The following is a 25,959-nucleotide window of genomic DNA, read 5'->3' as shown; positions in this document are numbered from 1 at the left end:
CTCCCGCATTGCCGTTGCCTGAATCTTGCCCACCACGCACATAGTTCGCTTACTCCATCACTCCAAACACCCTTCATGAAATTCCTTCACTCTACGCTCCTACTCGCCGCAGCGGTCAGCTTCACTACCCTGCGCGCCCAAAATGCCCCCCCATCTACCCCCGACCCCGCCATCAAGCAAATGGTGGAGGCTATTTCGGCCAAGACGCTCGAGGAAGATATTCGCAAGATGGTATCGTTCGGCACCCGCCACACCCTGAGCGACACCAAGAGCAAAAAGCGCGGCATCGGGGCGGCGCGAAATTGGGTGGAATCGGAGTTTAAGAAGTACGCCAAAACCAGCGGCGGCCGCATGAAAGTGGAACAGGACACCTTCACGGTGAAGCCCGACGGCCGGCGCATCGATAAGCCCGTGGTGATGGCCAACGTGATGGCCACGCTCAAGGGTACCGACCCCAACGACAAGCGCATCATCATTGTCAGCGGCCACCTTGACTCGCGCGTGACCGATGTGATGAACGCCACCGCCGACGCGCCCGGCGCCAACGACGACGCTTCCGGCGTGGCCTTGGTAATGGAAATGGCCCGCGTAATGGCTTCCAAGCAGTTTCCCTGCACCCTCATTTTTGTGGCCGTTCAGGGCGAAGAGCAGGGCCTGTATGGCTCGACACACATGGCCAAGCGAGCCAAAGCCGAAGGCTGGAATATTGTCGGGATGCTCAACAATGATATCGTGGGCAACTCCACCGGTTTCGACCCTGAGATTAAAGATCCTAAGCACGTGCGCATCTTCAGTGAGGGCGTACCTGCCAACGAAACGCCCGAAGAAGCCCGCATGCGTCGCCAGCTGAGCAGCGAAAACGACTCGCCCAGCCGCCAGCTGGCCCGCTACATCAAAACCACTTGCGAGCAGTACTTGAATGACTTCGGCGTACTCATCGAGTATCGCCCCGACCGCTTCCTGCGCGGCGGCGACCATACACCCTTCAACCAGCAAGGCTTCACGGCCGTGCGCTTCACGGAGGTCAACGAGAACTTCAACCACCAGCACCAGGATCTGCGCACCGAAAACGGCATCGAGTACGGCGACAAACCCGAGTTCGTCGACTACGAGTACCTGCGCAAAAATACCGGTGTAAACCTCGCCACCATGGCCAGCTTGGCCTGGGCGCCTCCCGCGCCGCAGAACGTGGGCGTGCTCACCGCCAAGCTCACTAACCGCACGGAGCTGAAGTGGGACGCTCCCGCCGCCGGCGAAAAACCAGCCGGCTACTACGTGCTCATGCGCGAAACCAGCAGCCCCGTGTGGCAGCAGAAGTTCTTCGTAACCGGCACCACCGCCGATTTGCCCCACAGCAAAGACAACTACATTTTCGCAGTGGCGTCTGTTGATGCCGAGGGCCACGAGAGTCTGCCTGTAACGCCGAAAGTAGTGCGGTAAGCGGCTTGTTGCTTCACGTCACATTTGGCTATTACAGACTGTGAAAAAGCCCCCCAGATTTAAATCTGGGGGGCTTTTTTGTCCTTGCTGTTTACACCTTAAACTGTCATGCTTAATCTATAAACGCGGACAAGATTTCGCTTTAGGAGATGACTAGATATTGATAACAATATACCTCAGTATCTTACCGCCATGCTCTACCGCGAAGCCCAAGTTGCCGATATTCCGCAGTACATGGCCGTGCGCATGGCGGTCAGGGAAAATCAGCTTTCCAATCCTGATCGGGTAACGGAACAAGACAACATCGACTACATCACGCGGCGCGGTAAAGGCTGGGTGTGCGAGGTCGACGGCCAGATTGTGGGGTTCGCCATTGCCGACCTGCAAGACCATAGCATTTGGGCGCTCTTTGTACACCCCGACTACGACCGGCAGGGCATTGGCCGGCAGCTACAGACGCTGATGCTGCGCTGGTATTTCGGCCAAACGCAGCATTCTGTATGGCTTAGCACGAGTCCGGGAACGCGGGCCGAAGCTTTTTACCAACAATCGGGCTGGCGCGAAACTGGCCGAACAGCTAGTGGGGAAATCCGATTTGAGCTGACGATGGAAGAATGGGCTAAGCACTCAACTCAGGTGTAAAACTGGTTTTGGCAGCCTGATACGCTGAATGTATAGCTACCTTGTGGGTATGGAGACGACGCGTTTATTCCAACGGTGCTTGCTGCTCTTGCTGCTTCTGATGGGGCATTGGGTACTCGCGCAGCGCACGCCTTCTCCCGCCTTCAGCGTCGTGCCGCTGGGCGTGAAGGGCGGACTGGACGAAGGCAACCTTTCCGCCTATCTGGTCGCGCCGGCGGGCTCTGCTTCCTACGTGTGTCTGGATGCGGGCACCGTGTACAGCGGCGTAGAAAAGGCCATTGCACGCAAGGTATTTGCGGGGCCGGCAGGCGAGGTAATTCGCAACAATATCAAAGCTTACCTCATCTCTCACGCCCACCTCGACCACGTGGCGGGCTTACTGCTGAACGCTACCGACGATTCGCCCAAGAGCATTTACGGCCTGTCCGATTGCCTGAAAATCATTCAAAACGATTACTTCAACTGGCGAACCTGGCCCAACTTCGGCAGCAGCGGCACCCCGCCGGCCCTGGGCAAATATCAGCTTCGGCCCCTGGCACCCAACCAGGAAAAAGCCCTCGAAAACACGGCTCTGCGCGTCCAGACGTTTGTGCTGAGTCATGCCAAGCCCTACCAAAGCGCCGCCTTCCTGATTCGCAGTCAGGATAATTACCTGCTCTACCTCGGCGACACGGGTGCCGATGCTGTTGAAAAAGCCCCCCAGCTGCGCAACTTATGGCAAGCCATTCAGCCACTGGTGAAAGCAGGTCAGTTGAAGGCCATTTTCATCGAAACTTCCTACGCTAATGCCCAGCCTCCGGCGCAGCTATTCGGGCACCTCACTCCGGCTTTGCTTATGCAGGAAATGACTGCGCTTAGCCAGCTAACGGGCGCTGCTGCAGTACGCGGGCTGCCGGTCGTAATCACCCACATGAAGCCCACGCCGGGCAATGAAGCGGCCATCAAAAAGCAGCTCACCGAAGCGAATTCGTTGCAGCTGAAACTCATCTTTCCGGAGCAGGGGAAGCTGCTACAGTTCTAGCTTTGTATTAGGCTATATCCGCTATTTACACAGAAGAAATAGCCTAGCTACAATCACCTGAACTACGAATAAGAAAAGCATGATAATCACCAGAATCTGGCACGGCGTGACGCACGCTCACCACGCCGATGAGTACCTCAAATATCTGGAAGCATCCGGCCTAACCGACTACAAGAAAACACCCGGCAACTTAGGCGTGCAAGTGCTCCGCAGCGTGGAAGGCGAAATCTGTCATTTCTGGACTGTAACCCGCTGGGACAGCTACGAAAGCATTAAACAGTTTGCCGGCGACGACTCCGAAAAAGCGCGCTATTATCCCGACGACGCACGCTACCTACTGGAGTTCGAGGCTAACGTAGTTCACTGCGAGACCTTTGACTTTTAAGTAACAACAAGCCGTGCGTTGAGCTATGCTTGTGCTTTATTTGTGCCAAGCAAAACGATTTTACCGAAGCACATATCAGTCACTATACGTGCTTCACTGCCCCCACCCAACTACTATGCATACTCCAAAACTCATACGGAAGGTAGCCTTTCTGTGCTGGTCTGTACTGCTCATTTCATGCAGTAAAGGAACAACCATCAGCCCCACTACCCCGGTTATTCCTTCCGTTACGGCCGATCCGGCTCAATACGGCACACCTTTCACCGAAGTACCTGATGCTGCAAATGCTACGGTGTATCAGGTGAACATGCGGGCGTTTAGTGCGCAAGGCAACTTCAAGGGCGTAATAGCTCGCCTCGACTCTATCAAAGCACTGGGGGCCAATGTGGTGTATTTGATGCCTGTTTATCCTGTTGGTAAGCTAAAGGCTTTTGACTCGCCTTATGCGATACAAGACTATATGACGGTGAATCCTGAACTCGGTACGCTGGCCGATTTACGGGCCCTCGTGGACGGTGCCCACGCCCGCCGCATGGCCGTCGTGCTCGATTGGGTGGCCAACCACACCGCTTGGGACCACCCCTGGATAACGGCCCACAAGGATTGGTATCAGCAAGATGGCGCGGGCAACATCAAAAACCCGCCCCTGGGTTGGACCGATGTGGCCCAACTAAACTTCGCTAATGCCTCCATGCGGGCGGCCATGATTCAGGCCATGCGGTACTGGGTTTTCCAGGCCAATATTGATGGTTACCGCATCGATTACGCCGACGGCCCAACCTATGAGTTTCTCACCGAAGCCGTCAGCAACCTGAACTCGATTAGCACGCATAAGATGCTCCTAATTGCCGAAGGATCGGATAAGACTTACTACTTCCAGGCTGGCTTTCCGCTCCGCTACGGGTTCGATTTCCTGAACACCATGAAGGATATTTTCGCGAAACGTGTCAGCGTCAAGCTCCTCGACAATCTCAACGAGGCGAATTATGCTAATGCTCCGGCCGGTGCCCGCATGCTGCGCTACACCTCCAACCACGATATCAACAGTTCCGAAGGCACGCCGCAGGAGCTATTTAATGGTCAGCAAGGATCGATGGCGGCCTTTGTGGTGGCCGCTTACATGCGCGGTACGCCCATGATTTACAATGGCCAAGAGGTAGGATTTCCCGCCCGCCTACCTTTCATGGGAGCGCGCCGCGCTATTGATTGGTCGCTCAACCCGGCCGTGACCAAGGAGTACAAAAGCATCCTCCGCTTCCGCAATAGCAGCGACGCCGTGCGCAATGGAGCGCTTACCTCCTACAGCAGCGACGATGTGTGCGCGTTCACGAAAACTGTCGGCAGCGAGAGAGTCTTGGTGCTGGTCAATCTTCGCAACTCGGCTATTAACTATCAGGTGCCTACCAGCCTCGTCAACTCGCCTTGGCTCAATGCCTTAAGTGGGCAGCCTTTGGCCATGACGACTCAGCTTAACTTGCAGCCCTATCAGTACCTGATTTTGCGCAACTAACTCTACCTATTCGGTAGCAACCGTACCAATCCAGTTCGCAATTCCCATGAAACGGATTCGATAATGTAGCTCATGAAAAAAACCGCCCTTCTGCTGCTAACTACATGTCTGAGCATCCCGGCTCTGGCCCAAACCCTCCATTCGCCTTCTAAAAAGCTTACGCTTAACTTCCAGCTAAGCCCCACAGGTGAGCCTACTTACAAACTTCAGTTCGGGGCAAAGCCAGTTGTAAAACCCAGCCGCTTAGCTGTTCTACTCCAAGATCAACCCGGCTTTGATAAAGGCTTTACCATTGCCAAAATCGACTCGTCGGTGACGGATGAAACGTGGGCGCCAGTGTGGGGCGAGGTGAAGCAGATTCGCAACCGCTATAAGGAGCTGGCCGTGACCTTGCAGCAGGCCGCCGCGAAGAACCGGCGGCTGGTGGTACGCTTTCGTCTGTACGATGATGGGCTGGGATTCCGCTATGAGTTTCCGGCCCAGCCGGGCTTCACTTACTTCACCGTGCAGGAGGAGAACACCGAGTTTAACCTTACCGGCGACCACAAAACCTTCTGGATTCCGGGCGACTACGACTCCAACGAGTACACCTACAGCACCACCCGCCTGAGCGAGGTAAATACCACGCCCATCGAACCCATCCAGCTAAAATCAGCCCCCCAGCGGGTCCAGACGCCCCTGATGCTGAAGACCCAGGACGGGCTGTACGTGAACATCCATGAGGCGGCGCTGGTGAACTATCCGGCCATGATGCTGAACGTGGACACTAAAACCTTTGGCCTCACCAGTCAGCTAGTACCCTCGGCCACCGGCGCGAAAGCGTATCTGCAAGCTCCTGAGCATACGCCCTGGCGCACGATTATCGTCAGCGACAAAGCGCCCGAAGTGCTGGTTTCCAAGCTGATTCTGAACCTGAACGAGCCCAGCAAAATCACGGATACAGGCTGGATTAAGCCCCAGAAGTTTGTGGGCGTGTGGTGGGAAATGCACGTGAACAAAGCCAGCTGGAACTACGCCGACACCAGCAACATCAAGCTGGCTACCACTGACTGGAACAAGCTGAAACCCAACGGCCGCCACGGTGCCAACACCGTCAACGTGAAGCGCTACATCGATTTTGCCGCCAAGCATGGTTTGCAGAGCGTGCTGGTGGAAGGCTGGAACGTGGGCTGGGAAGACTGGGCCAATAACTGGAAGGAGGAAGTGTTCGACTTCGTGACCCCCTACCCCGACTTCGACGTGCAAGAACTCCAGCGCTACGCCGCCAGCAAGGGCGTGAAGCTGATGATGCACCACGAAACTAGCAGCTCCGTGACCAACTACGAGCGTCGCCAAGATGAGGCGCTGCGCTTCATGAAAGAGCATGGCTACGACGCCGTAAAAACTGGCTACGTGGGCCGTATCATCCCGCGCGGCGAGCACCACGACGGGCAGTGGATGGTGAACCACTACAACCGCACGGCCGCCAACATGGCCCAGCAGCAGATTATGGTGGATATGCACGAGTCGGTGCGACTGACGGGCTTGCACCGCACTTACCCCAACTGGCTGGCGGCGGAAGCTGCGCGTGGCAACGAGTTCAACGCCTGGAGCACCGGCAATCCGCCTGAACATGAGACTATTTTGCCCTTCACCCGCCTCATGGGCGGCCCCATGGACTACACACCGGGCATCTTCCAGATCAAGCTGGAAACCTGGAACCCGACCGCCAACAAAGGCCGCCAGGTGCATACCACGCTAGCCAAGCAACTGGCTCTCTACGTGACCCTGTACAGCCCCGTGCAAATGGCCGCCGACCTACCTGAAGCCTACGAGAAGCACCTCGATGCCTTCCAGTTCATCAAAGACGTGCCCGTGGATTGGGACGACACCCGCATTCTGGCCGCCGAACCCGGCGACTACATCGTCACGGCCCGCCAAGCCAAGGGCAAAGACGAGTGGTACCTCGGCGCCATCACCGACGAGCAGGCCCGCCGCCAGACCATAAAGCTGGACTTTTTGCCCCCCAAGGCTCGCTACACCGCCACCATCTACGCCGACGCCAAGGATGCCGACTGGGAAAAGAATCCTATGGCCTACCAAATCCGGCAAGTGCTAGTGGATAGTCGCACCCAGCTGCCGCTGCAACTGGCTCCCGGCGGCGGCACGGCCATCAGCCTGAAACCCGCGACGCGGGAGGAACTGCAGAAGCTGAAGGGACGGAAATTGTAGAGTAATTTTCAAAAAACACTTTACAACGTTTTATTATGACCCTACATAATAACAAATTAAAGAGTCTAGGTCCCAAGCTTCGTAGAGCACAAAAGCAAGAAATCAGCAGATTAAACCATAAACGCAAAGAGAAAAAGAAATTAGTAGCAGAGATTATTATATCAATTTTAATAATCTCTGGTTTACTCTTGTCTGTGTGTGAGGTTATACTTTACCGAAAAACATTAATAAGCAGCAACCTTCTTATATCAATTGCTTTTGTTATTGCTTTAACAGTAACGATATTCACTAGAGGTATTTTTAGAATATATCTTGATACAAACAATTTTTTCCTTCAACTACTATATAACCTCACATCTTGGGGTGGAATAATTGTTTACCTATTCATGAGCCTGAACTATTATTTTCCATCAGATAGCCCATCAATTGTAAGAGCTTCGATTCTTAAATCCGGAAAATTAGCCCAAGGCAGGTATGGGTGTCGTGACCCTTATGTAGAAGTATATGTCAAGGGTGTAAACAAAGAAATCTTTTTTCCCTGTGGCTTTGACACAGAAGGTTACAGTTATGCTAGGGTTACTTTAAGAAAGGGGTTATTTGGATTTGATACTATTATGGATCAAAGCTTAGGAAAATAGCCTAATGTAATCATTCACTGTAACAACGCGTCGCAAGTCGTGGATTACCCGTGTTGTACAGTTATATAACGATCAAAAAAGCCCCCCAGACGTAGTGTCTGGGGGCTTTTTTGATCGTTAATGACGAGAGAACTTTATAGCGCGGCCACTTTATTTCTTACTACCAATATCCGCTAACAGCTGCTGATTCAGGCGAATATACTCCTCTTTGATTGACGGCGTTTTTTCCGCTTTTACTAGCTCCAACGACTGCTTGGCGGCCGCGGTGGCCTCATCTGGGCGCTTGGATTTTTGCAGCACCCGGGCCTTCCAATAATAAGCGTAGTAGCTGGGCTGTTGCTTTATAGCAGCGTCTAGCCAGGTTAGAGCTTTGTTGAGGTCTTTATTATTGTTGTAGTAGTACTGCGCGGCGCTGATATAGGGCTTCTTTTCGCCCTGCATGGCCTGCGCAATCTGGGCTTCTACCTGCGCATCGGAGTCGCCGGTGAGGGGCACGCTTACCTGAGTTTTGTCCCAGCGCAGGGTGAGGTCGGCGGCCGATGGCTTCAGGTTTTCGAGCGTCAGGCTCATGGTTTCGGCGGGGTCGCGCAGAGTGGTGGGAATAGCTTTTACGCGCACCACGTCCATCTCGGGCTTGTATCTGTAGGCGCCCCACTGCGCAGTATCCCGGTTCAAAATCAGCGTCCACTCCTTGGGGCCGGGAATACTGAATAAGGCGTAGGTGCCCGCTGGCACAGTCTGGCCGCCGAATTTCACTTCTTCCCCGAAGCGAATTTTAGTATTGGTGTTAGCGCCCGTGCGCCATACTTGGCCGTAGGGCTCCAGCTTACCGAAAATCTCACGGCCTTTTTTAGAGGGGCGCGAGTAGCTCAGTTCCACGAAGGAAGCGGAAAAATCCTGGCGGATACGCACGGCGGGGCTGGCCACCGGAATCTGCAACGCCTGCTGAGCCTGGGCGTAAGGGTTGGACCCTAGCAAACAGGCTACACTGAGGAAAGGAATAGTAAGGAGAACACGCGGTTTCATGGGCAGATCATTTAGGATGGGAGCAGTTTAAATATAGTAACCATCGAATTGAAAGAGTTGCGCAAGTCAGAGGAAAGAAAGCGGTTGGAGTTAGCTGAAAAGGTGTAGAGACGCATACTTGCGTCTTGTGGCTAAACAACCCCAGGCGGCGCGGAAGACGAGACGCAAGTATGCGTCTACACCTTTTCAGCTACTTCTGAATAACGTTTCGAGGAGTAATTCGCTTCTTGCATCGTGCGCAGGTTTGATGGTGTCTCTAGCATTCAGACCTTTAAAAAGCCCCCCAGCAAAGACATCATTTCACATCTTGCGGCTTGGGCCGTAACTTGGGGGCTCTTACGCCCAATATTTTTCATGAGAATTCTCAAGTTTGGCGGTACATCCGTCGGGTCGGCGGCGCGGATGCGTTCTGTGGCCGACCTCATTCAAAGTTCCGAGCCGCGCATTGTAGTCTTGTCGGCCATGTCGGGTACAACCAATTCGCTGGTTGCTATTGCGAAGCTGCTTTTTGAAGGTGAAATCCAGGCCGCTACGTCTCAGACCGAGATTCTGCGTCAGCATTACATAATAGTAGCCCGTGAGCTGCTGCCCGAACCAGCAGTAGCCGAAGAAGCTATCAGTCAGCTAGGTACGTGCTTCAAAACGATTTTCAACCTGATGCGTCAGCCCCTGTCGACTTCCGGCGAGCGGGTGATTCTGGCGCAGGGGGAGCTGCTAAGTACACTGCTGTTTCACCGCTACCTGACGGCCATTCGCGGGCAGGATGCGGTACTGCTGCCCGCGTTGGAGTTCATGCGCCTCGACGCCAACGACGAGCCCGATGACGCTTACATTCGGGAGCATCTGGCCCAGCAAATTGCCCCCCACGCGGGCCAAAAGCTGTTTATCACGCAAGGCTACATTTGTCGCAACGCGAAGGGTGATATAGATAACCTGAAGCGCGGCGGCTCCGACTACTCTGCCTCGCTCATCGGGGCGGCTGCCGGGGCCGACGAAATCCAGATCTGGACTGATATCGACGGCCTGCACAACAACGATCCGCGCGTGGTAGAGGGCACCTACCCTATCCGCGAGCTGTCGTTTGACGAGGCGGCCGAGCTGGCTTATTTCGGCGCTAAGATTTTGCATCCTAGCTCCGTGCTGCCGGCGCGCCAGTACAACATTCCCGTGCGCCTACTTAACACCATGCAGCCGGAGGCGCCCGGCACGCTCATTTCCAGCAAAACCGGCTCGGAGGCCATTAAAGCGGTAGCCGCTAAAGATGGCTTGGTGGCTATCAAGATTAAGTCGAGCCGCATGTTGCTGGCCCACGGTTTTCTGCGCAGCGTGTTCGAGGTTTTTGAGCGCTACCGCACGCCTATCGACATGATTACGACGTCGGAAGTTGCTGTTTCCTTGACAATTGACGATGCCACGCACCTGACGGAAATCTTAACGGACCTGCGTGATTTTGGCAACGTGGAAATCGATGAAAATCAGACCATCATCTGTTTGGTTGGCAATCTAATTCAGGAAAACCACGGCTCGGCGCGACTGGTGTTCAATGCTTTAGGTGATATTCCGCTACGGATGATTTCCTATGGCGGCTCGCCCAATAATATCAGCTTACTGGTGCACACCGCCGACAAAACGCGGACGCTGAAAGCGCTGAACGCGGGTCTGTTTCAGCGGTAGTCATTTCTTCTAAGCTTGTTCAACGAGAGCCTCAACCCCTAGCCCCTTCTCCTAGGGGAGAAGGGGGACTAATTCTAAATATTAGACCTCTAACTATAACTAGCTTTCTAAAAATTAAAGCTAGTTCCCCTTCTCCCCTAGGAGAAGGGGCTAGGGGTTGGGGCTCTCGTTGCTTATTACTTTACAAATGTCCTTTTCTCTTTCCGGCGAGCTTTTCTCCCGTCCTACGCCTTTCTACCACTATGACTTGGGCTTGCTCACGCGCACGCTTGAAGCGGTACAGCAGGCGGCGCGGCCGCGGGGGTTTCATGTGCACTATGCCCTGAAAGCCAACGCCAATGAACCCATCCTGCGTCTTATTCAAGCGCACGGCCTTGGGGCCGACTGCGTGAGCGCCAATGAAGTACAGCGTGCCCTCGACACCGGATTTGCCCCCCAGGACATTGTATTTGCGGGCGTTGGCAAAACGGATGCGGAAATCAATCGGGCGCTGGCGGCGGACATCTGGTGCTTTAATGCGGAGTCGGCGCAGGAGCTGGAGGTGCTAAACGAGCTGGCTGGGAGGCAAAACCGGCGGGCGCGGGTGGCGTTGCGCGTGAACCCGAACGTGGACGCGCAGACCCATCACTACATCACGACGGGCTTGGAAGCCAATAAATTCGGGATTGGGCTTGCCGATTTGCCGGCCGTGGTGGAGCAGTTAGGAACGCTGTCCAACCTAGAGCTGGTAGGTTTGCACGCGCATATTGGTTCGCAAATCACTGATTTGGCGGTATTTGCCGAGCTTAGTCAGAAGCTAAACGAGTTGCAAACCTGGCTTGAGGAGCAAGGCCACCAATTACCACACCTCAACGTGGGCGGCGGCCTGGGCATCGACTACAACGACCCCGACACGAACCCTATCCCCGACTTCGAGGCCTACTTCCGTACCTTCGAGCAACACCTGATTCGGCGGCCGGGCCAGCAGGTGCACGTGGAACTGGGCCGCGCCATTGTAGCGCAAAGCGGCACGCTGGTAAGCCGGGTGCTGTACGTGAAGCGCAGTCAGCAAACCCTGTTCGCCATCCTCGACGCGGGCCTCACCGAGCTGATTCGGCCTGCTTTATACGGTAGTCATCATCACATCCAAAACCTCAGCAGCCAAGGCGAAATTCAGCCCTACGACGTGGTAGGCCCGATCTGCGAGTCGTCGGATACGTTTGGACGTGCGGTGCCTTTACCCGAAACAAAGCGCGGCGACTTAGTGGTGCTCCGTTCGGCGGGAGCGTATGGCGAGGTGATGAGCTCGGCTTATAACTTGCGGGATAAGGCCGAAGCAGTATACATCTAGAACGAGTATTGTATCACATAAAAAGCCCCCCAGAGTAGTTCTGGGGGGCTTTCTATGTAAAATTATAAACGAGTAGACCGCAAGTCAGCCTAAAGACTTAACTCCGCGTCGAGCGTCATCTTCTCTAATACCAAACAGTCCATTTGCCCAGTGTCTCGTGCTGCTTGAAATACGGCAGCAGCCACTGGCGCTCTGGGTTCAGCTCGCCTTTTATAATGAGTACTGGGCGTTGCTGAAGCATCCAGTCAAGGGCCGGGCGCTGGGTGGAATCGGCGAGGTAAATCAGGTTTTGTTGCCAGCGCTTATCAGTTTCAAACTGCGTTTCGCGGTTGAGGTTGTGGTTGCCGTCATTCAGGGAAACGGGCAGTTTGCCTAGCTCAAACGCCAGGGAAGGCAGCAATTCATTGTACACCAACACGGGCCGCGCCGTAAGCTTGCGCTCGCGAAGCAACTCAGCCAGCGGACGCGTACCATTGGCGGCCAGTTCATTTTGGTGCAGAATGGGCTTAGCGGCCAGTAGCAGCGTGAGCGTGAACATGACAGCCGCCGCCAGCAAACGAGGCGCTACGCGCACCTGCTCCCAGAGCGTGAGCACAATAACGAGCACCACCACGCCAGCCGCTGGCACCGCTGCCGTCATTGGACGTAGGGCAAAGGGCAGATCCAGCACCCCAGCAAACGCGGGTGCCAGACATAAAACGGCCAGCAGGAAACCGAAAAAGGCTACAATGCCCACGTACCAGCGAAACAGCGCTGCCTCGGTGCACCGGCCCAAGTAATAGACCGTGAGCAGAGCCATGCCAGGGAATATCGGCAGCACGTATAGCAGCAGCTTGGAGCCGGACAGCGAAAAGAAAAACAACGGCAGCAGCACCCAGAAAATGAGCACGTTGCGCCAGAGCTGGGGCACGCTTCCCCAGCCAGTACGCACGGCCAATGCGACCAGCGCCACCGACCACGGCAAACTGGTGGCCGGTGCCAACACCAGATAAAACCACCACGGCTTGGCCCGACCAAAGGTGTTGGGATTGGCAAAGCGCTCTACGGTGTGCTCAAACAAAAAATACCGGATAAAGGCCGGATTCTCGGCTATGAGATACAGATACCAGCTGAGCCCGACCAGTACAAACAACCCGAAACCCAGCGCGTGGTGTACCGTGAAAGGCCGGCGGGCTTGCTTCTGCTCGGCATTCTGTCTGAAATAATGACCGATAATGGCCATCAGCGGCAGGATAAAGCCGACCGGGCCTTTGGTTAGAAAAGCGAAGCCGAGGCCCACCCAGAACAGGTAGAGCCAGCGAATTTGCCCCCCAGCATAGTAGCGCAGAATCCCGTAGGTAGCCGCCAGCTCCAGCGTAGCCAGGTAGGCATCGGTAGTAACGTTGAGGGCCGAAATGAGAACTACGGGCAGGCTGCCGTAGACGACAGCCGCCGCCAGCGCGCGGGCTCGGTCGCCGCGAAAAAGCAGCTCGCCCAACTTATACACGAGAAGCACTTGCAGCAGCACGGCCAGTACCGGCAAAATGCGCACGCCGGCCGCGTGGGGGCCAAAAATGGTCAGGCTGGCAGCCGTGAGCCAGTAGGTAAGCGGCGGCTTATGAAAGTGCTGAATACCCAGCAGGCGCGGGTGCAGCCAGTCGCCTGTGACCAGCATTTCGCGACCAATTTCGGCATAGCGAGCCTCGCTGCTTTCCAGCGGCCCCCACGCACCCAGACCAACAAAAAATGCCCCCCCGAGCACGAATAGCCAAAGCCAAAGCCAGGAACGGGAAGTAAGGGGAGCAGCCATAAAAACAGGATGTGGAAAGCGGCTGCAATGTTAGCCAAAATGCGGGGTAAGACCGGTCTTACAACTAACAAGTAACTCAGCGGTTCTCTATTTGTCTCACCTTACGTTATGTCCATGAAGATTCTGCTAACTGGCGCCAATGGCTACATCGGCCAGCGCCTGCTGCCGCTACTGGTAGAAGCTGGCCATGAGGTAGTGTGCTTGGTGCGCGACCCTCGGCGGTTTACGCTACCCGAGCGCCTGCGCGAGCAAGTGACGGTAGCGCAGGGCGACTTGCTACAGCCGACATCTCTGCAGGAGCTGCCACGCGATATTGAGGTGGCGTATTACCTGGTCCACTCCATGAGCGGCACCGACCAGGATTTTGTACAGGCGGAGCGGCAATCGGCGGAGAATTTTACCCAGTACATCAATCGAACGTCGGCGCGACAGATTATCTACCTCAGCGGCATTGCCAACGATCGGGGGCTTTCGGCGCATCTGCGCTCGCGTCGGGCAGTGGAGACGGTATTGCGAAAGGCTCAGCCAGCGGCGCTCACGGTGCTGCGGGCCAGCATTATCATTGGCTCCGGCTCAGCCTCCTTTGAGATAATTCGGGACTTGGTGGAGAAACTGCCGGTGATGATTACGCCGCGCTGGCTCAACTCCCGCTGCCAGCCCATTGGGGTGCGCGATGTAATGTTTTACCTGACCGCCGTGCTTGACAACCCCGATTGCCTAGGCCAGAGCTTCGACATTGGCGGGCCGGATGTACTGACTTACAAGCAGATGCTGCTGGGCTTGGCCGAAGTGCGCGGCTATCGGCGCTACATTCTCACTGTGCCGGTACTCACGCCGCGCCTGTCGTCGCTGTGGCTGTTTCTAGTCACCAGCACCACGTTTTCGTTGGCGCAGAGTCTGGTTGACAGCCTGCGCAATGACACCATTGTTGCCACGAAGCGCAGCATTTCGCAGGTTATACGGCACGAGTGTATGGGCTACGCGGAGGCATTGAAGCTGGCCTTTACCCGCATCGAGCAGAATGAAGTTATCAGCAGCTGGACTGATGCGCTGAGCAGTGGCGTAATGGAGCGGAATTATATGGACTTTGTGCAGATTCCGCAGCATGGTATGCTCTTCGACCGGCAGGAAATGGCTTTTATGCGCGACCCCGACGAGGTGCTACAAAATGTGTGGAGCATCGGCGGGGAGCGTGGATGGTATAAAGTGGACTGGCTCTGGCGCGTGCGCGGCCTGCTCGACAAGCTGGCCGGCGGTGTGGGTTTGCGCCGGGGCCGCCGCTCCCCTTCCGACCTACGGGCTGGCGACCAGCTCGACTTCTGGCGTGTTCTCGTAGCCGACCGCCCCGGCCGCCGCCTGCTGCTGTACGCCGAAATGAAACTGCCCGGCGAGGCTTGGCTACAGTTTCGCATCGTGCCCGATGAAGTGACGGGCGGCCACCGTCTTGAGCAGTTGGCCGCCTTTCGACCCCGTGGCTTGGCCGGCCGGCTGTACTGGTATTCGCTGGTGCCCTTTCACTTTATTATTTTCAAGGGCATGGTTGAGAATATCGTGCATTACGGTGCCGCGCCCAACACCGCTCCGGTCGCAACGCCAGCACGCGCTTAACCATGTAGTTGTTAAACGACTGTTCATGCCTAACAATCAAACAACGAAGGGCGGGGACAAGCCCCGCCCCTACCTCAGCCATTATTAGCTAAGTTTAAAAAAACGTCATGCAGCGCAGCGCGAAGCATCTCGCGTGCTGATGTTTGATTACTAACCCCGCTAAACACGCGAGATGCTTCGCGCTGCGCTGCATGACCGTCTGTTGGGTTGAAAAAGGCGCTCAGCCCAGGCGTCGCACTACCCACATTATCAGGCTCAGGAGCACACTAATCAGCAACATCGACACGAAGGGCATGTAGAGCCTAAACCCCGGCCGCTCCACGCGCACGTCGCCGGGCAGACGGCCGAACCAGCTAAACCAGCTGCCGCCACCGAGCCACAAAAAGCCCCCCAGCAGCGCTAGGCCAAGGCCGATGAGTACAAGTAGTTTACCAATAGGCATATTATCAGGTACTGAATCAGAATTTACGGGTTGCTACAGCCGAGCTGCTTATTTCTTCTCAAACACAAATTCCACCTTATCGCCGGCCAGCTGCAACGCCGCCTCAAACTTCTGGCCGGTACGCTGGGAGGTGAAGCCACGGATGACGCCCGTTTTGCCCCGGCGCAGCAGCTGAGCAATTTGCGCCTCAGTGAGCGTGCGGCCGCACAGCTCCAGCGGCACTCGAAACTGGCAGTCTTCGCGGAAACGGGAACAGCCGTAGGCTGCCTTACCGCGCAACATAGTACCCAACCGGCACACCGGACACGGAATCTGCTGGGGCGCCTCGGCGGTGGCGGGCTTGCTTTCGGCGGCGCGTACTAGCTCTAAAGTATGCTGCGGGGTGAGGCGCACTGCCGCATCGAACTTCTGGCCTACGTCGTCGATAAAGCCCTTGATGACCGGCGTACGGCCCTTGCCTAGCAGCGTCGATAACTGCTTATCTGTCAGGCTTTTGCCTTCGAACTGACCAGGTAGACGCAAGGCGCAGCCCTCGCGCCAGCGCGAGCAGCCAAACGCCGTTTTGCCCCGCATGATGTGGCCTTGCCCGCAAGCCGGACAAGTGCCTAAGCTGCCTGGCACGGCTGGCTCAGCGGGTTTGGCCGCGCTGGGGGGTGTTTTTCCAGCCGGCACACCTGATTTTTGCCCCCCAGCGGCCGCCATCCCCGGCGCACTGATGCTGATGCCGCGACCGGAGCCGTCGGCTTTCACTTCCAGCACCATCTCGCGCACCAGCGTTTTCAACTCGCCCAAAAACTGCTCAGAATCGAGGTTACCGGCTTCAATCTGACGCAGCTTCTGCTCCCACTGCCCCGTCAGTTCCGCCGACTTTAGCGTTGGGTTTCGGATGAGACCGATCAGTTCGACACCGGTAGGCGTGGGCAGGATCTTCTTTTTGTCGCGGCGGATGTAGCCGCGCTTGAACAACGTTTCGATGATGGCGGCGCGGGTGCTGGGACGGCCGATACCGTTTTCCTTCATTGCCTGGCGCAGTTCCTCATCGTCCACGTTGCGGCCAGCGGTTTCCATGCCGCGCAGTAGCATGGCCTCGGAATATTCGCGCGGCGGCTGAGTTACTTTTTGGTCGAGGCGGGGCTTGTGGGGGCCATTTTCGCCTTGGGTGAAAGATGGCAGCACGGTGCTTACCACGTCGTCGTCGCCCTCGCCGGCCACTTTTGGGGCTGATGGAGCTTGCTGCTTTTCCGGGTCGCCGTATACCACGCGCCAGCCGGGATTCAGAATCTGCCGACCCCGCACGCGGAACGGATGCGCAGCGGCTTCGCCCGTCACGGTCGTGTTGCTGACTTCGCAATCGGGATAGAACGCAGCCAAGAAGCGCCGCACGATGATATCGTACACGCTGCTTTCGGAGCCACCTAAGCCGCCGGCACTTGCGCCCGTGGGGATGATGGCGTGGTGGTCGGTAACTTTATTGTTGTTGAAAACCTTGGTCGACTTGCGAATTTTACCTTGCAGCAAGGGCGCCGCAAGGCCAGAATAGCCCCCCAGCCCGCGCATGATGCCGGCAATTTTGGGGTACTGATCATCAGGCAAAAAGGTGGTATCAACACGCGGATAGCTGACGACTTTTTTCTCGTAGAGGCTTTGCACGGTTTTGAGCGTGTCCTCGGCCGAGAGGCCCAACTGGTTGTTGCACTGCACCTGCAAAGACGTCAGGTCGAAAAGGGAAGGTGGCGTTTCGAGGGCTTTCTTAATTTCAACGTTGGTGACAGTGAAAATTGCTCCCCGCACGGCTTCTAAGGCCACATCGGCTTCTTCCTGACTCACGAAATAGCCACGCGCTTTGAGGCGGGCTTTTTCGTCGGGCTCATCGTCGTCGGCTTTGCCTTTTTTTGGTGGCGCCACATGGCTAAACATCGTACCCCGATACTCGGTACGCAGCACCCAATACGGCTCGGGCTTGAAGTTCTGAATCTCGTGATACCGATCGACAAGCAGGGCCAATGTGGGCGTTTGCACCCGGCCAATGCTGAGCACTTGCTTCTGGCCAGCAGCGTATTTAAGCGTGAATAAACGTGTGGCGTTCAGGCCCAGCAGCCAGTCGCCTACAGCGCGGCTTTTGCCAGCTTGGTATAATCGGTCGAACTCGGAGCCTTCGCGCAGATTAGCAAAACCCTGCCGGATAGCTTCTTCCGTCAGCGACGAAATCCAGAGGCGCTTGAAGGGCTTACGGTATTTTGCCTCGGTGAGCACCCAGCGCTGAATAACCTCTCCCTCCTGCCCCGCGTCGCCGCAATTGATAACTTCCTCGGCGCTGGCCAGCAGGTTTTTAATGACGTTGAACTGACGGACCACGCCGTCGTCACGGCGCATGAGCTTGATGCCGAATGAATCGGGCATCATAGGCAAATCGTGGATGCTCCAGCGCTTCCATTCGGGGCGGTAATCCTCGGGCTCGCGCAGCTGGCAAAAGTGACCAAACGTCCAGGTGACCTGGTACCCATTGCCCTCATAATAGCCATCCATGCGCCGGTTGGCGCCGAGCACGTTGGCTATTTCGCGGGCTACGCTAGGCTTTTCGGCAATGCAGACTTTCAAATCGCAGGGTTTCGCTAATTAAATACTGTTTTCACTGAGTAAAGGCAGCGAAGAATCAACAAAGATAACGCGCTAAAAGGTCGCTGACAGTGTCTGCTTAGAGATGAGGTTTTGCGTGTGCTAAATCTTACCCAACCCCGCGTAGTGGCATCCGTAACTCATCAGTAGCCTGGCTGCTTGAGATGCTGGGGTTTGTACCGCTCTTTTCCACCTCCAAAACCAACCTTTTCTATTCTATGGAAGCTATTAAAACCAAAGCCTACGGGGCCACCAATTCGATTTTTAACGGACTCGCGCCTATGGAAATAGAGCGGCATCCACCCCAAGCCGATGAAGTACACATTGATATTCTTTACTGCGGCGTGTGTCACTCCGATTTGCACCAAGTCAAAAACGATTGGGGCAACACTGTTTACCCGTGCGTACCCGGCCACGAAGTAGTAGGACGCGTGACGGACGTGGGCAGCGCAGTTACCAAGTTCAAAACCGGCGACATCGTAGGTGTGGGCTGCATGATTGATTCATGCGGACAGTGTCAGCCTTGCCAGCATGGCGAGGAAAACTACTGCCAGGGACCCGTAAGCTGGACGGCCACATACAACGGCCCTATGAAGCCAGATGGCAGCGGCGCCAATACTTTCGGGGGCTACTCGACCAACATGACCGTGAAGGAGTCGTTTGTGTTGCGCATTCCGGACGGCCTCGATATCAATGCGGTAGCGCCTATTCTGTGCGCTGGCATTACAACATATTCACCCCTGAAGCACTGGAAGGTGAAAGCCGGCGACCAGGTAGGCGTAGTAGGCTTAGGCGGCCTGGGCCACATGGCCGTGAAGCTCGCTAAAGCATTGGGTGCCAACGTAACAGCCATCACCACTTCCAAAGACAAGCAAGCCGACGCCGAAGCAATGGGCGCCGACAAAGTGCTGTTCTCGACGGATGCCGATGCTATGAAGCAGCACGAAGCCTCCTTCAGCTTCATCCTCAATACCATCCCCGACAAGTACGACATCAACGACTATGTGAACCTGCTCAACTTGGATGGCGCAGTGGTAGCGGTGGGCTTGCTGGGCGAGTATAAAAAGCCGCTCAACAACATGGATGTCGCTAAGTTTCGGCGTACAGTAGCCGGCTCCATTATCGGAGGCATCGCCGAAACCCAGGAGGTGCTGGATTTTTGCGCTCAGCACAACATCCTGCCCGATGTAGAAATGATTCGGATGCAGGACATTAACAAAGCCTTTGACAAGATGATGGACAAAGAAGTGCGCTACCGCTACGTCATCGATATGCAGTCGTTGAAAGATGGTGAATAGCTAGAGCCTTATATCATTAAAAAAGCCCCCCAGATAGCGTTCTGGGGGGCTTTTTTAGAAGCAAATGTTAGTGTCTGTCACTTAGTGCACCTCGCGGGTGCCATCGGGATACACCGTAGTGCCGTGTTTGGGGAGTTTGGCTGAGTTGCCGTTTCGCGAGGCGCTCAGCAAGGCAGCCGTAATTGCTACGCCCGCACCAATGAGAGCTGCGGCAGCCAGTGGATGTGTGGTAGCGGCCGTATAAAAGCTGCTTTCACGAGTGTAGCCGGGGTAGTTGCCGCGCTCTTCCAAAGAGCCGATGGGTCTATCGAGGCCGTTGTAGTCGCGCGCATGAGGTGGGTAATCGGCCTTTTCCTGCTTGGCAAATACGTTCTCCATAAACTTATCCAGCAGGCTCGGTACCCAGTTGTTCAGAGCCGTGATGGCGCGGCCACCACCGCCCACGGTTATTTCGCGCTCGGGCGTTTCGGCGCAGTGCAGAATAGCGCGAGCCACTGTTTCGGGAGCGTAGGCCGGCGGCGCGTGCTGCGCTTCGCGGTCCATATAGTTTTTAGCGTGCAGCGGATAAGGCGTATCAATAGCAGCTGGCTTGATAAGCGTAACTACCACCGGCGACTCGTCCATTTCCAGCTCCATGCGCAAGCCATCAGTGAAGCCCTTCACGGCATGCTTGCTGGCGCTATAAATGGTTTGCAGAATAGCCGTTGTTTCGGACAGTATGCTGCCGATATTGATGATGGCGCCGCCCTTCTGCTTCAGGTGCTTCACCGCTTCCAGCGAGCCATATATCAGCCCCCACACATTGGTTTCAAACAGCTTGCGCATGTCCTCAATGGGCACTTCTTCAATCTTCCCATAAATCGACACGCCCGAGTTGTTCACCCAGGTGTCGAAGCCGCCGAAGCGGTCGTGGGCCGCCTGCGCAATGCGACGTACCTCGTCTTGGTTACTTACATCGGCCACTACATAAATAGCCTGACCACCAGCCGCTTCAATTTCCTTAGTGAGTTGCTGTAATGCCTCTTCGCTGCGGGCGGCCAGTACTAGTCGAGCGCCTTTTTTGGCGGCCATCCGGGCTGTTACAAGGCCAATGCCCGACGAGGCACCCGTAATTACGATTACCTGATCGGAGAGCTTTTTTAGTTTCGTCTTCATAGTGGTAGGGGTCAATTTGTTCATTTCTCTTACGGCTTCGCTACAGACTAGTGTTACGTGGGGATCATTTTTTGGGCATAAAAAAACCTCCGTGACTACATAGTCACGGAGGTTCCCAGTTACCGACGTATCCCCCTCAGTTTACGTCGGCTAGTGGTAACTAAATACACTTGAAGTCAGCAAATGTTGACTTTATTCTCTGCTAAAATGCTAGTTAGGAGCTTTGACTTTTTGTACCTAAGTCTTCCGTAGTTTCTACCTGATCCTCAAGGACTTCCTCTGCATGCTTCATAGCTTCGGTGCCATAGATATGCTTGAAATCATTCATCAATGCATCATTGACCTCCAAATCCTTTAGAAGACCTTCCCTGATATCATATACCAAGCCGTGTAGACGGACAGGATTGCCACCTCTCATGGCATTTTGAATGATGTTAGTCTTGCCCAAGTTGCGCACCTGCTCAATGACGTTCATCTCTACCAGACGCCGAAGTCGCTGATCTTCATCCTGGATGCTCAAAAACTCTTTTTCGTGCAGACGAATAACGTCGCGAATATTGGTTAGCCAGTTATCAATCAGGCCATACTGCTTACCGGCTGCTGCTGCTGCCACACCGCCGCATCCATAGTGGCCGCATACGATAATGTCTTGTACCTGCAATACCTCTACTGCATACTGGAGCACCGACAGCAAGTTCATATCGGTATGCACCACCATGTTGGCAATGTTACGATGTACAAACATTTCGCCTGGGCCGGTTCCAGTAATTGCACTAGCTGGTACGCGTGAATCGGAGCAGCCGATAAACAAATACTGAGGCTTTTGACCCTGAGCAAGCTTTTCAAAATATTGCGGATCTTGAGTTAGCATTCGCTCTACCCAAATGCGGTTATTTTCCAGAATCTCTTTCATGGGGATGTATAAGGACTAAGTAAGGCTAACACCAGCACAGAAGCCGGTATTTGGGGTTGATGGGTGGGTTTAAAATTAGTGCGCGATGAGAGCTACCTGGGGAATATCACGGAGTTCTAAGTTGATGTTACGCTCAGCGGCCGTGGTCCGGTAATTTTGAATGGCTTCAAGCACATCATAGTCAATATACGATGATTCAGTACCATCCAGAATTACGTGCTTACCCGCTGGGATTCTATCTAAGGTGGTAACGATGCTCGCTTTGTTCAGGAAAGAAACGTGCTCCGACAACTTAATGTGAACAGTGTTCGGATCCTGGCTTGGCTCATGATGGTAGAAGTAAGCCGACTCAAGGTTAGCCTTCAGAATGTAAAACACACCCACAGCCAGACCTATGCACACGCCCTTTAAGAGGTCGGTGAAAAGAATAGCAACAATAGTTACGATAAACGGCAGGAATTGAGCTAATCCTAAGCGCCACTGACTGGTGTACAAAGCTGGCTTGGTTAGCTTAAAACCTACCATCAATAGAACAGCGGCCAACGCTGACAGCGGAATCTCATTGAGGAAGTCGGCCAGGAATAGCAAGCTGGCCAGCAATAACAAGCCATGAAAGAATGCTGAGACCTTAGTTTGCCCCCCAGCATCGATATTCGCCGAACTCCGAACGATAACGGCGGTCAGAGGTAAGCCACCAATAAGTCCACTAATGAGGTTGCCCACGCCTTGCGCTTTCAACTCTCGGTTTTGAGGAGTATGGCGCTTATGCGGATCAAGTTTATCGACAGCTTCAACACTCAGCAAGGTCTCCAAAGAAGCTACGATAGCAATGGTAATGGCGACAACATAAGTAGAGCCATTGGATAGCGCGCTCCAATCTGGAAAGCGCAGGATGCCTACTACATCGCTGAATGAGCCGATAACAGGCAGATTGACCAAGTGGGCAGCTTGCACCTTTAATTCAGGAGCTACTACACCCAGCAATTGGTTTATTGCTATCGATACTACAACTACAATCAGAGCACCCGGTATCATGCGTACAAATGGCAATCGACGTAGAGCCTTAGAACCCCAAATAATCAGAATAAGCAGGGAAGTAATACCGATTATAGCCGCGCCTAAGTTGATCGACTTCAAGGCCGCCCCGATTGCTGAGAAAGTATTCTGACCATTAAACTGAAAAAAGTCCAGATCTTCAAAATAGTCGCTATCGGCTCCCAAAAAGTGAGGTATTTGCTTCAGAATTAGAATTACACCAATAGCAGCCAACATACCACGAATAACGGATGTGGGGAAATACATACCGATAATACCCGCTTTCGCAAAGCCGAGAATAAGCTGTAAAACACCAGCAATTACCGTTGCGGTCAACACGGCTTCAAACGAGCCCAGCGTGCTAATGGCCATTATCATAATGGCTGTAAGACCAGCAGCCGGACCGCTTACGCTTAGTTGGGAGCCACTCAGCCAGGAAACCACTACGCCCCCCACAATACCCGTAATGATCCCTGATAGTAAGGGAGCATTGGAGGCTAGGGAAATCCCCAGACACAGCGGTAGTGCCACCAGAAACACGACCAGGCCCGATGGAATGTCTTTGCCTAGTGTGTTGAGATAGTTGGTAGGCGGAGCCTGCACCTCCGTTGGAGATGAAGGTGGCGCTGTGCGCTGAGTAGAAGGAGCAATTTGTGGCATGGAAGAGGCATCGTAAGTATGACAACTGCCAGCAACTATTGCTGATGCAGGATTTCAATACGATACAAACCTATCCTCCAGCCGTTAAGATTCGGTTAAAATAGAATTAAAATAAGATTAAAACGTTTAACCTGTCAGTAACCCTCACATAAAACGTATTCTTAAACCTTAACTACAGAAGAAATAGGCCAAGTCAGCCTTACGAGGGTACCAATATTCAACTGGCTCTCTACCTGCACCGATCCGCAGTGCAAACTCATTATTTTGGCAGTTAACGGCAATCCGATTCCATGACCCGGGACATCCCGTACTGTTTCGGCCCGGAAAAAAGGCACGAAAACCTGCTGGCGATCTGCCTCATTCATCCCCAAGCCATAGTCCAGCACCTCAAGCGTAACACGATTTCCGGTAGAGCTGAGGGTTGCCATGATAGGCTTTTTCGAATCGCGGGAAAATTTACAGGCATTTTCCAATACGTTAAGAATAGCAGCCAGCAGCAAAGCTTCATTGCCGCGCACTTCAAACAGGGCGTCATGTTCCGCTTTGGCGTTCTCATTAAAGGCTAAATCTATGCGACAGGTAGGCTGGCGGCGCTGCATTTCCTCATGAGCCTGCAACAACAGCTCATCCAGCCGGACCAAGCCAAGTGTAATTTGTGACGGGTCGTCGGAGGCACGCGCTATCTGGAGCAGGCCGTTGGTGAGGTTGCTGAGCAGGCGGGCCGCATCGAGCGTGCTACGTAAGGTGCGCCGATACTCGTCGGGAGTTCGTTTCTGAAGCAGGGCAACCTCTAACTCACCCATGAGGGCAGCCAGTGGTGTTCGGAGCTCATGGGAGGCATCGCGCACAAAAGTACGCTGCCCAGCGAATGCCGTTTCGAGCCGATCGAGCAGACTATTGAAGCGCTGAGCCAAGTGTGATACTTCGTCCTGGCCATCAGCCTGCGACAGGCGACGGTGCAGGTCGGAAGCCGTAATGGCATCTACTTCTTGCACAATCCGCTGCATAGGGCGCAGGGCTTGCCGAGCGAAAAACCAGCCCCCAAGACCTACTATGCTTAGCGATGCCAAAAAGCCCCCCAACAGAATACGCTGTAAACTACTGAGCTTTTGCTGACTATCTGCATCGAGGGAAGAAGCAACGACTACAAAGTCCCCACGCTCAGCATCGTGGTAAAGCACGCCAATAGTCTGGCGAAACTCTTTCTCCACAACAACAGGTGTCCGATTCTGACGAACTGCTCTTAGCAACTCTAATGGAACCGGCTCCTGTCGAACCTGCCCTTCCTGAAATACCACTTTGTTATTCGAATCGTAAACCCGCGCCTCCTCTTCAGGCAGTGTACGATAGAACTGCCGCAGGTAACGCCGGTACGAAGCCCGACTGGCGGCGTTCGTCCGGTTGGTGCCATCCAGATAGACGTGCGCTACCACGCGTGTGCGAGCCAACAGATTGGCGGTAAAAAACTCCTGGCGTGATTGGTAGGTGAAATAATAAATCACCAGCGAGAACACCAACAGCGTGACGGCCAGAATGGCAGCAAACTGTAGCGCCAGACGCGTCCGAATGGTCATAAGAGAATACTAAATAATGCGCTACTGCTGTGCCAAGGGAACAGTTCTGTCGCTGTCAGTACTAAAAAGCCCCCCGCCCTATTCCTCCTTCATCACATAGCCCATTCCTACCAAAGTGTGAATAAGCTTGGGAGAGAAATCCTTATCAATTTTCTTGCGCAAGAAGTTGATATACACGTCAATAACGTTGGACCCGGTATCAAACGATGTTTCCCAAACTTGCTCCAGAATATCGACCCGCGACACCACCCGCTCTTGGTTGCGGAGCAGGTATTCCAGCAAAGCAAACTCACGGGCCGTTAACTGAATAGTTTGGCCGGCCCGCTGCACCAACTTGCGGCCCGGATCCAAAGTTAGATCGGCTAGGCGCAAAATAATTTCCGGTGAAGGGCTCTCGTGGCGCCGCCGCACCAAGGCCCGGATACGCGCCAGCAACTCCTGAAAGGCAAAGGGCTTCACCAGATAGTCGTCGGCGCCAGCATCAAGCCCCCGAATCTTATCATCCGTTTCGCCCAGCGCCGTGAGCATCAGAATAGAAACCGCAGAATTCTGAGTACGCACCTGCCGACACACATCTAAGCCGTTGAGGCCAGGCAGCAGATTATCCAGAATCAGCAAATCGTAAGGTTCAGCCAAAGCCCGTCGCAAGCCGGTTGGGCCGTCGGTTGCTACCTCTACGGTGTGCTGCTGTTCAGTTAAGCCTTTATGTAAGAAGGCCGCAACTTTGGGCTCATCTTCTACCAACAAAATTCTCATAGACAAGTATACGAACCGCCGTTTAGGAACAGTGATTTGTCCCCGAGTGGCTCTTACTGAATGGTGGAAAGCTGATTTTGACCTTCATTTGACAAAGCCAAAAAACTTTAGTGTTGTAAATCCGTAACTACCTGAAATTGTTAAGTACAAAATTTTATTATAAATATTTAACTATTTCTTGATATAGGATAGAATTCAAATTACTTTTACTATATAGTACTAAATAAGCTTGTCAT

General features: G+C 54.4%; 20 protein-coding genes. 11 read left to right on the top strand and 9 right to left on the bottom strand.

Translation table 11 applies throughout. The features are described 5' to 3' along the window. Positions 1 to 75: 75 nt before the first annotated feature. The 7 genes from H8B13_RS11805 to H8B13_RS11775 all read left to right on the top strand — a co-directional run bounded on the left by H8B13_RS11805 (position 76) and on the right by H8B13_RS11775 (position 7,847). Complete coding sequence (locus H8B13_RS11805; protein WP_187311025.1) at positions 76 to 1,440, top strand: M20/M25/M40 family metallo-hydrolase; 1,365 nt, start codon at positions 76 to 78, stop codon at positions 1,438 to 1,440. 192 nt (positions 1,441 to 1,632) lie between these two features. Beyond that, the gene (locus tag H8B13_RS11800) at positions 1,633 to 2,082 is read left to right on the top strand and encodes a GNAT family N-acetyltransferase (RefSeq protein WP_187311024.1); all 450 of its coding nucleotides are present in this window, start codon (positions 1,633 to 1,635) and stop codon (positions 2,080 to 2,082) included. A gap of 49 nt (positions 2,083 to 2,131) precedes the next feature. Further along, positions 2,132 to 3,103: an MBL fold metallo-hydrolase gene (locus H8B13_RS11795; RefSeq protein ID WP_187311023.1), complete on the top strand. Its 972-nt coding sequence runs from the start codon at positions 2,132 to 2,134 to the stop codon at positions 3,101 to 3,103. A 79-nt stretch (positions 3,104 to 3,182) separates the two neighbouring features. Continuing rightward, positions 3,183 to 3,488, top strand: coding sequence for an antibiotic biosynthesis monooxygenase family protein (locus H8B13_RS11790; protein ID WP_222841416.1), 306 nt, complete (start codon positions 3,183 to 3,185; stop codon positions 3,486 to 3,488). Between the two features lie 115 nt (positions 3,489 to 3,603). Continuing rightward, positions 3,604 to 4,998 (top strand): alpha-amylase family glycosyl hydrolase, encoded by a 1,395-nt coding sequence (locus H8B13_RS11785; RefSeq protein ID WP_187311022.1) that lies wholly within the window; start codon positions 3,604 to 3,606, stop codon positions 4,996 to 4,998. Positions 4,999 to 5,070: 72 nt separating this feature from the next. After that, positions 5,071 to 7,209: a glycoside hydrolase family 97 protein gene (locus H8B13_RS11780; RefSeq protein ID WP_187311021.1), complete on the top strand. Its 2,139-nt coding sequence runs from the start codon at positions 5,071 to 5,073 to the stop codon at positions 7,207 to 7,209. Between the two features lie 35 nt (positions 7,210 to 7,244). After that, positions 7,245 to 7,847: a hypothetical protein gene (locus H8B13_RS11775; protein WP_187311020.1), complete on the top strand. Its 603-nt coding sequence runs from the start codon at positions 7,245 to 7,247 to the stop codon at positions 7,845 to 7,847. A 150-nt stretch (positions 7,848 to 7,997) separates the two neighbouring features. Here the strand turns inward: H8B13_RS11775 and H8B13_RS11770 are convergent, their stop codons facing one another. Beyond that, positions 7,998 to 8,873 carry a DUF2911 domain-containing protein gene (locus tag H8B13_RS11770; RefSeq protein WP_187311019.1) on the bottom strand — a complete coding sequence of 292 codons (876 nt, stop codon included), beginning with the start codon at positions 8,871 to 8,873 and terminating at the stop codon, positions 7,998 to 8,000. Between the two features lie 354 nt (positions 8,874 to 9,227). On the opposite strand from H8B13_RS11770, the gene H8B13_RS11765 reads away from it, so the two are divergent. Both H8B13_RS11765 and lysA read left to right on the top strand, forming a co-directional pair. After that, on the top strand, positions 9,228 to 10,547 hold the full coding sequence (locus tag H8B13_RS11765) for an aspartate kinase (protein ID WP_187311018.1): 1,320 nt from the start codon (positions 9,228 to 9,230) through the stop codon (positions 10,545 to 10,547). Between the two features lie 187 nt (positions 10,548 to 10,734). Further along, on the top strand, positions 10,735 to 11,877 hold the full coding sequence (lysA, locus tag H8B13_RS11760) for a diaminopimelate decarboxylase (RefSeq protein ID WP_187311017.1): 1,143 nt from the start codon (positions 10,735 to 10,737) through the stop codon (positions 11,875 to 11,877). Between the two features lie 124 nt (positions 11,878 to 12,001). Here the strand turns inward: lysA and H8B13_RS11755 are convergent, their stop codons facing one another. Further along, complete coding sequence (locus tag H8B13_RS11755) at positions 12,002 to 13,666, bottom strand: ArnT family glycosyltransferase (protein WP_187311016.1); 1,665 nt, start codon at positions 13,664 to 13,666, stop codon at positions 12,002 to 12,004. Between the two features lie 114 nt (positions 13,667 to 13,780). Here H8B13_RS11755 and H8B13_RS11750 point away from each other — a divergent pair, with 114 nt between their 5' ends. Further along, positions 13,781 to 15,274 carry an SDR family oxidoreductase gene (locus H8B13_RS11750; RefSeq protein ID WP_187311015.1) on the top strand — a complete coding sequence of 498 codons (1,494 nt, stop codon included), beginning with the start codon at positions 13,781 to 13,783 and terminating at the stop codon, positions 15,272 to 15,274. 220 nt (positions 15,275 to 15,494) lie between these two features. On the opposite strand, the gene H8B13_RS11745 is transcribed toward H8B13_RS11750, so the two are convergent. Further along, positions 15,495 to 15,716 (bottom strand): DUF2905 domain-containing protein, encoded by a 222-nt coding sequence (locus H8B13_RS11745; protein WP_187311014.1) that lies wholly within the window; start codon positions 15,714 to 15,716, stop codon positions 15,495 to 15,497. A 48-nt stretch (positions 15,717 to 15,764) separates the two neighbouring features. After that, entirely contained in the window at positions 15,765 to 18,314 is a 2,550-nt protein-coding gene (locus tag H8B13_RS11740) for a type IA DNA topoisomerase (RefSeq protein ID WP_187311013.1), read from the bottom strand. 236 nt (positions 18,315 to 18,550) lie between these two features. Between H8B13_RS11740 and H8B13_RS11735 the strand changes: the two genes are divergently transcribed. Then, complete coding sequence (locus H8B13_RS11735; protein WP_187311012.1) at positions 18,551 to 19,630, top strand: NAD(P)-dependent alcohol dehydrogenase; 1,080 nt, start codon at positions 18,551 to 18,553, stop codon at positions 19,628 to 19,630. An 81-nt stretch (positions 19,631 to 19,711) separates the two neighbouring features. Here H8B13_RS11735 and H8B13_RS11730 read toward each other — a convergent pair whose 3' ends face one another. The 5 genes from H8B13_RS11730 to H8B13_RS11710 form a co-directional block, all read right to left on the bottom strand. Further along, positions 19,712 to 20,785, bottom strand: a complete 1,074-nt coding sequence (locus H8B13_RS11730; RefSeq protein WP_187311011.1) for an SDR family oxidoreductase — start codon at positions 20,783 to 20,785, stop codon at positions 19,712 to 19,714. A gap of 214 nt (positions 20,786 to 20,999) precedes the next feature. Then, the gene (gene can / locus H8B13_RS11725; protein WP_187311010.1) at positions 21,000 to 21,698 is read right to left on the bottom strand and encodes a carbonate dehydratase; all 699 of its coding nucleotides are present in this window, start codon (positions 21,696 to 21,698) and stop codon (positions 21,000 to 21,002) included. 75 nt (positions 21,699 to 21,773) lie between these two features. Beyond that, the gene (locus H8B13_RS11720) at positions 21,774 to 23,393 is read right to left on the bottom strand and encodes a SulP family inorganic anion transporter (RefSeq protein WP_187311009.1); all 1,620 of its coding nucleotides are present in this window, start codon (positions 23,391 to 23,393) and stop codon (positions 21,774 to 21,776) included. Positions 23,394 to 23,554: 161 nt separating this feature from the next. Then, positions 23,555 to 24,967 carry a sensor histidine kinase gene (locus H8B13_RS11715; protein ID WP_187311008.1) on the bottom strand — a complete coding sequence of 471 codons (1,413 nt, stop codon included), beginning with the start codon at positions 24,965 to 24,967 and terminating at the stop codon, positions 23,555 to 23,557. A 78-nt stretch (positions 24,968 to 25,045) separates the two neighbouring features. Beyond that, the gene (locus H8B13_RS11710) at positions 25,046 to 25,723 is read right to left on the bottom strand and encodes a response regulator transcription factor (RefSeq protein ID WP_187311007.1); all 678 of its coding nucleotides are present in this window, start codon (positions 25,721 to 25,723) and stop codon (positions 25,046 to 25,048) included. Positions 25,724 to 25,959: the final 236 nt, after the last annotated feature.

This window comes from Hymenobacter sp. BT188, assembly GCF_014333585.1.
GTDB lineage: Bacteria > Bacteroidota > Bacteroidia > Cytophagales > Hymenobacteraceae > Hymenobacter.
This window is presented reverse-complemented; position numbering and strand designations above follow the sequence as displayed.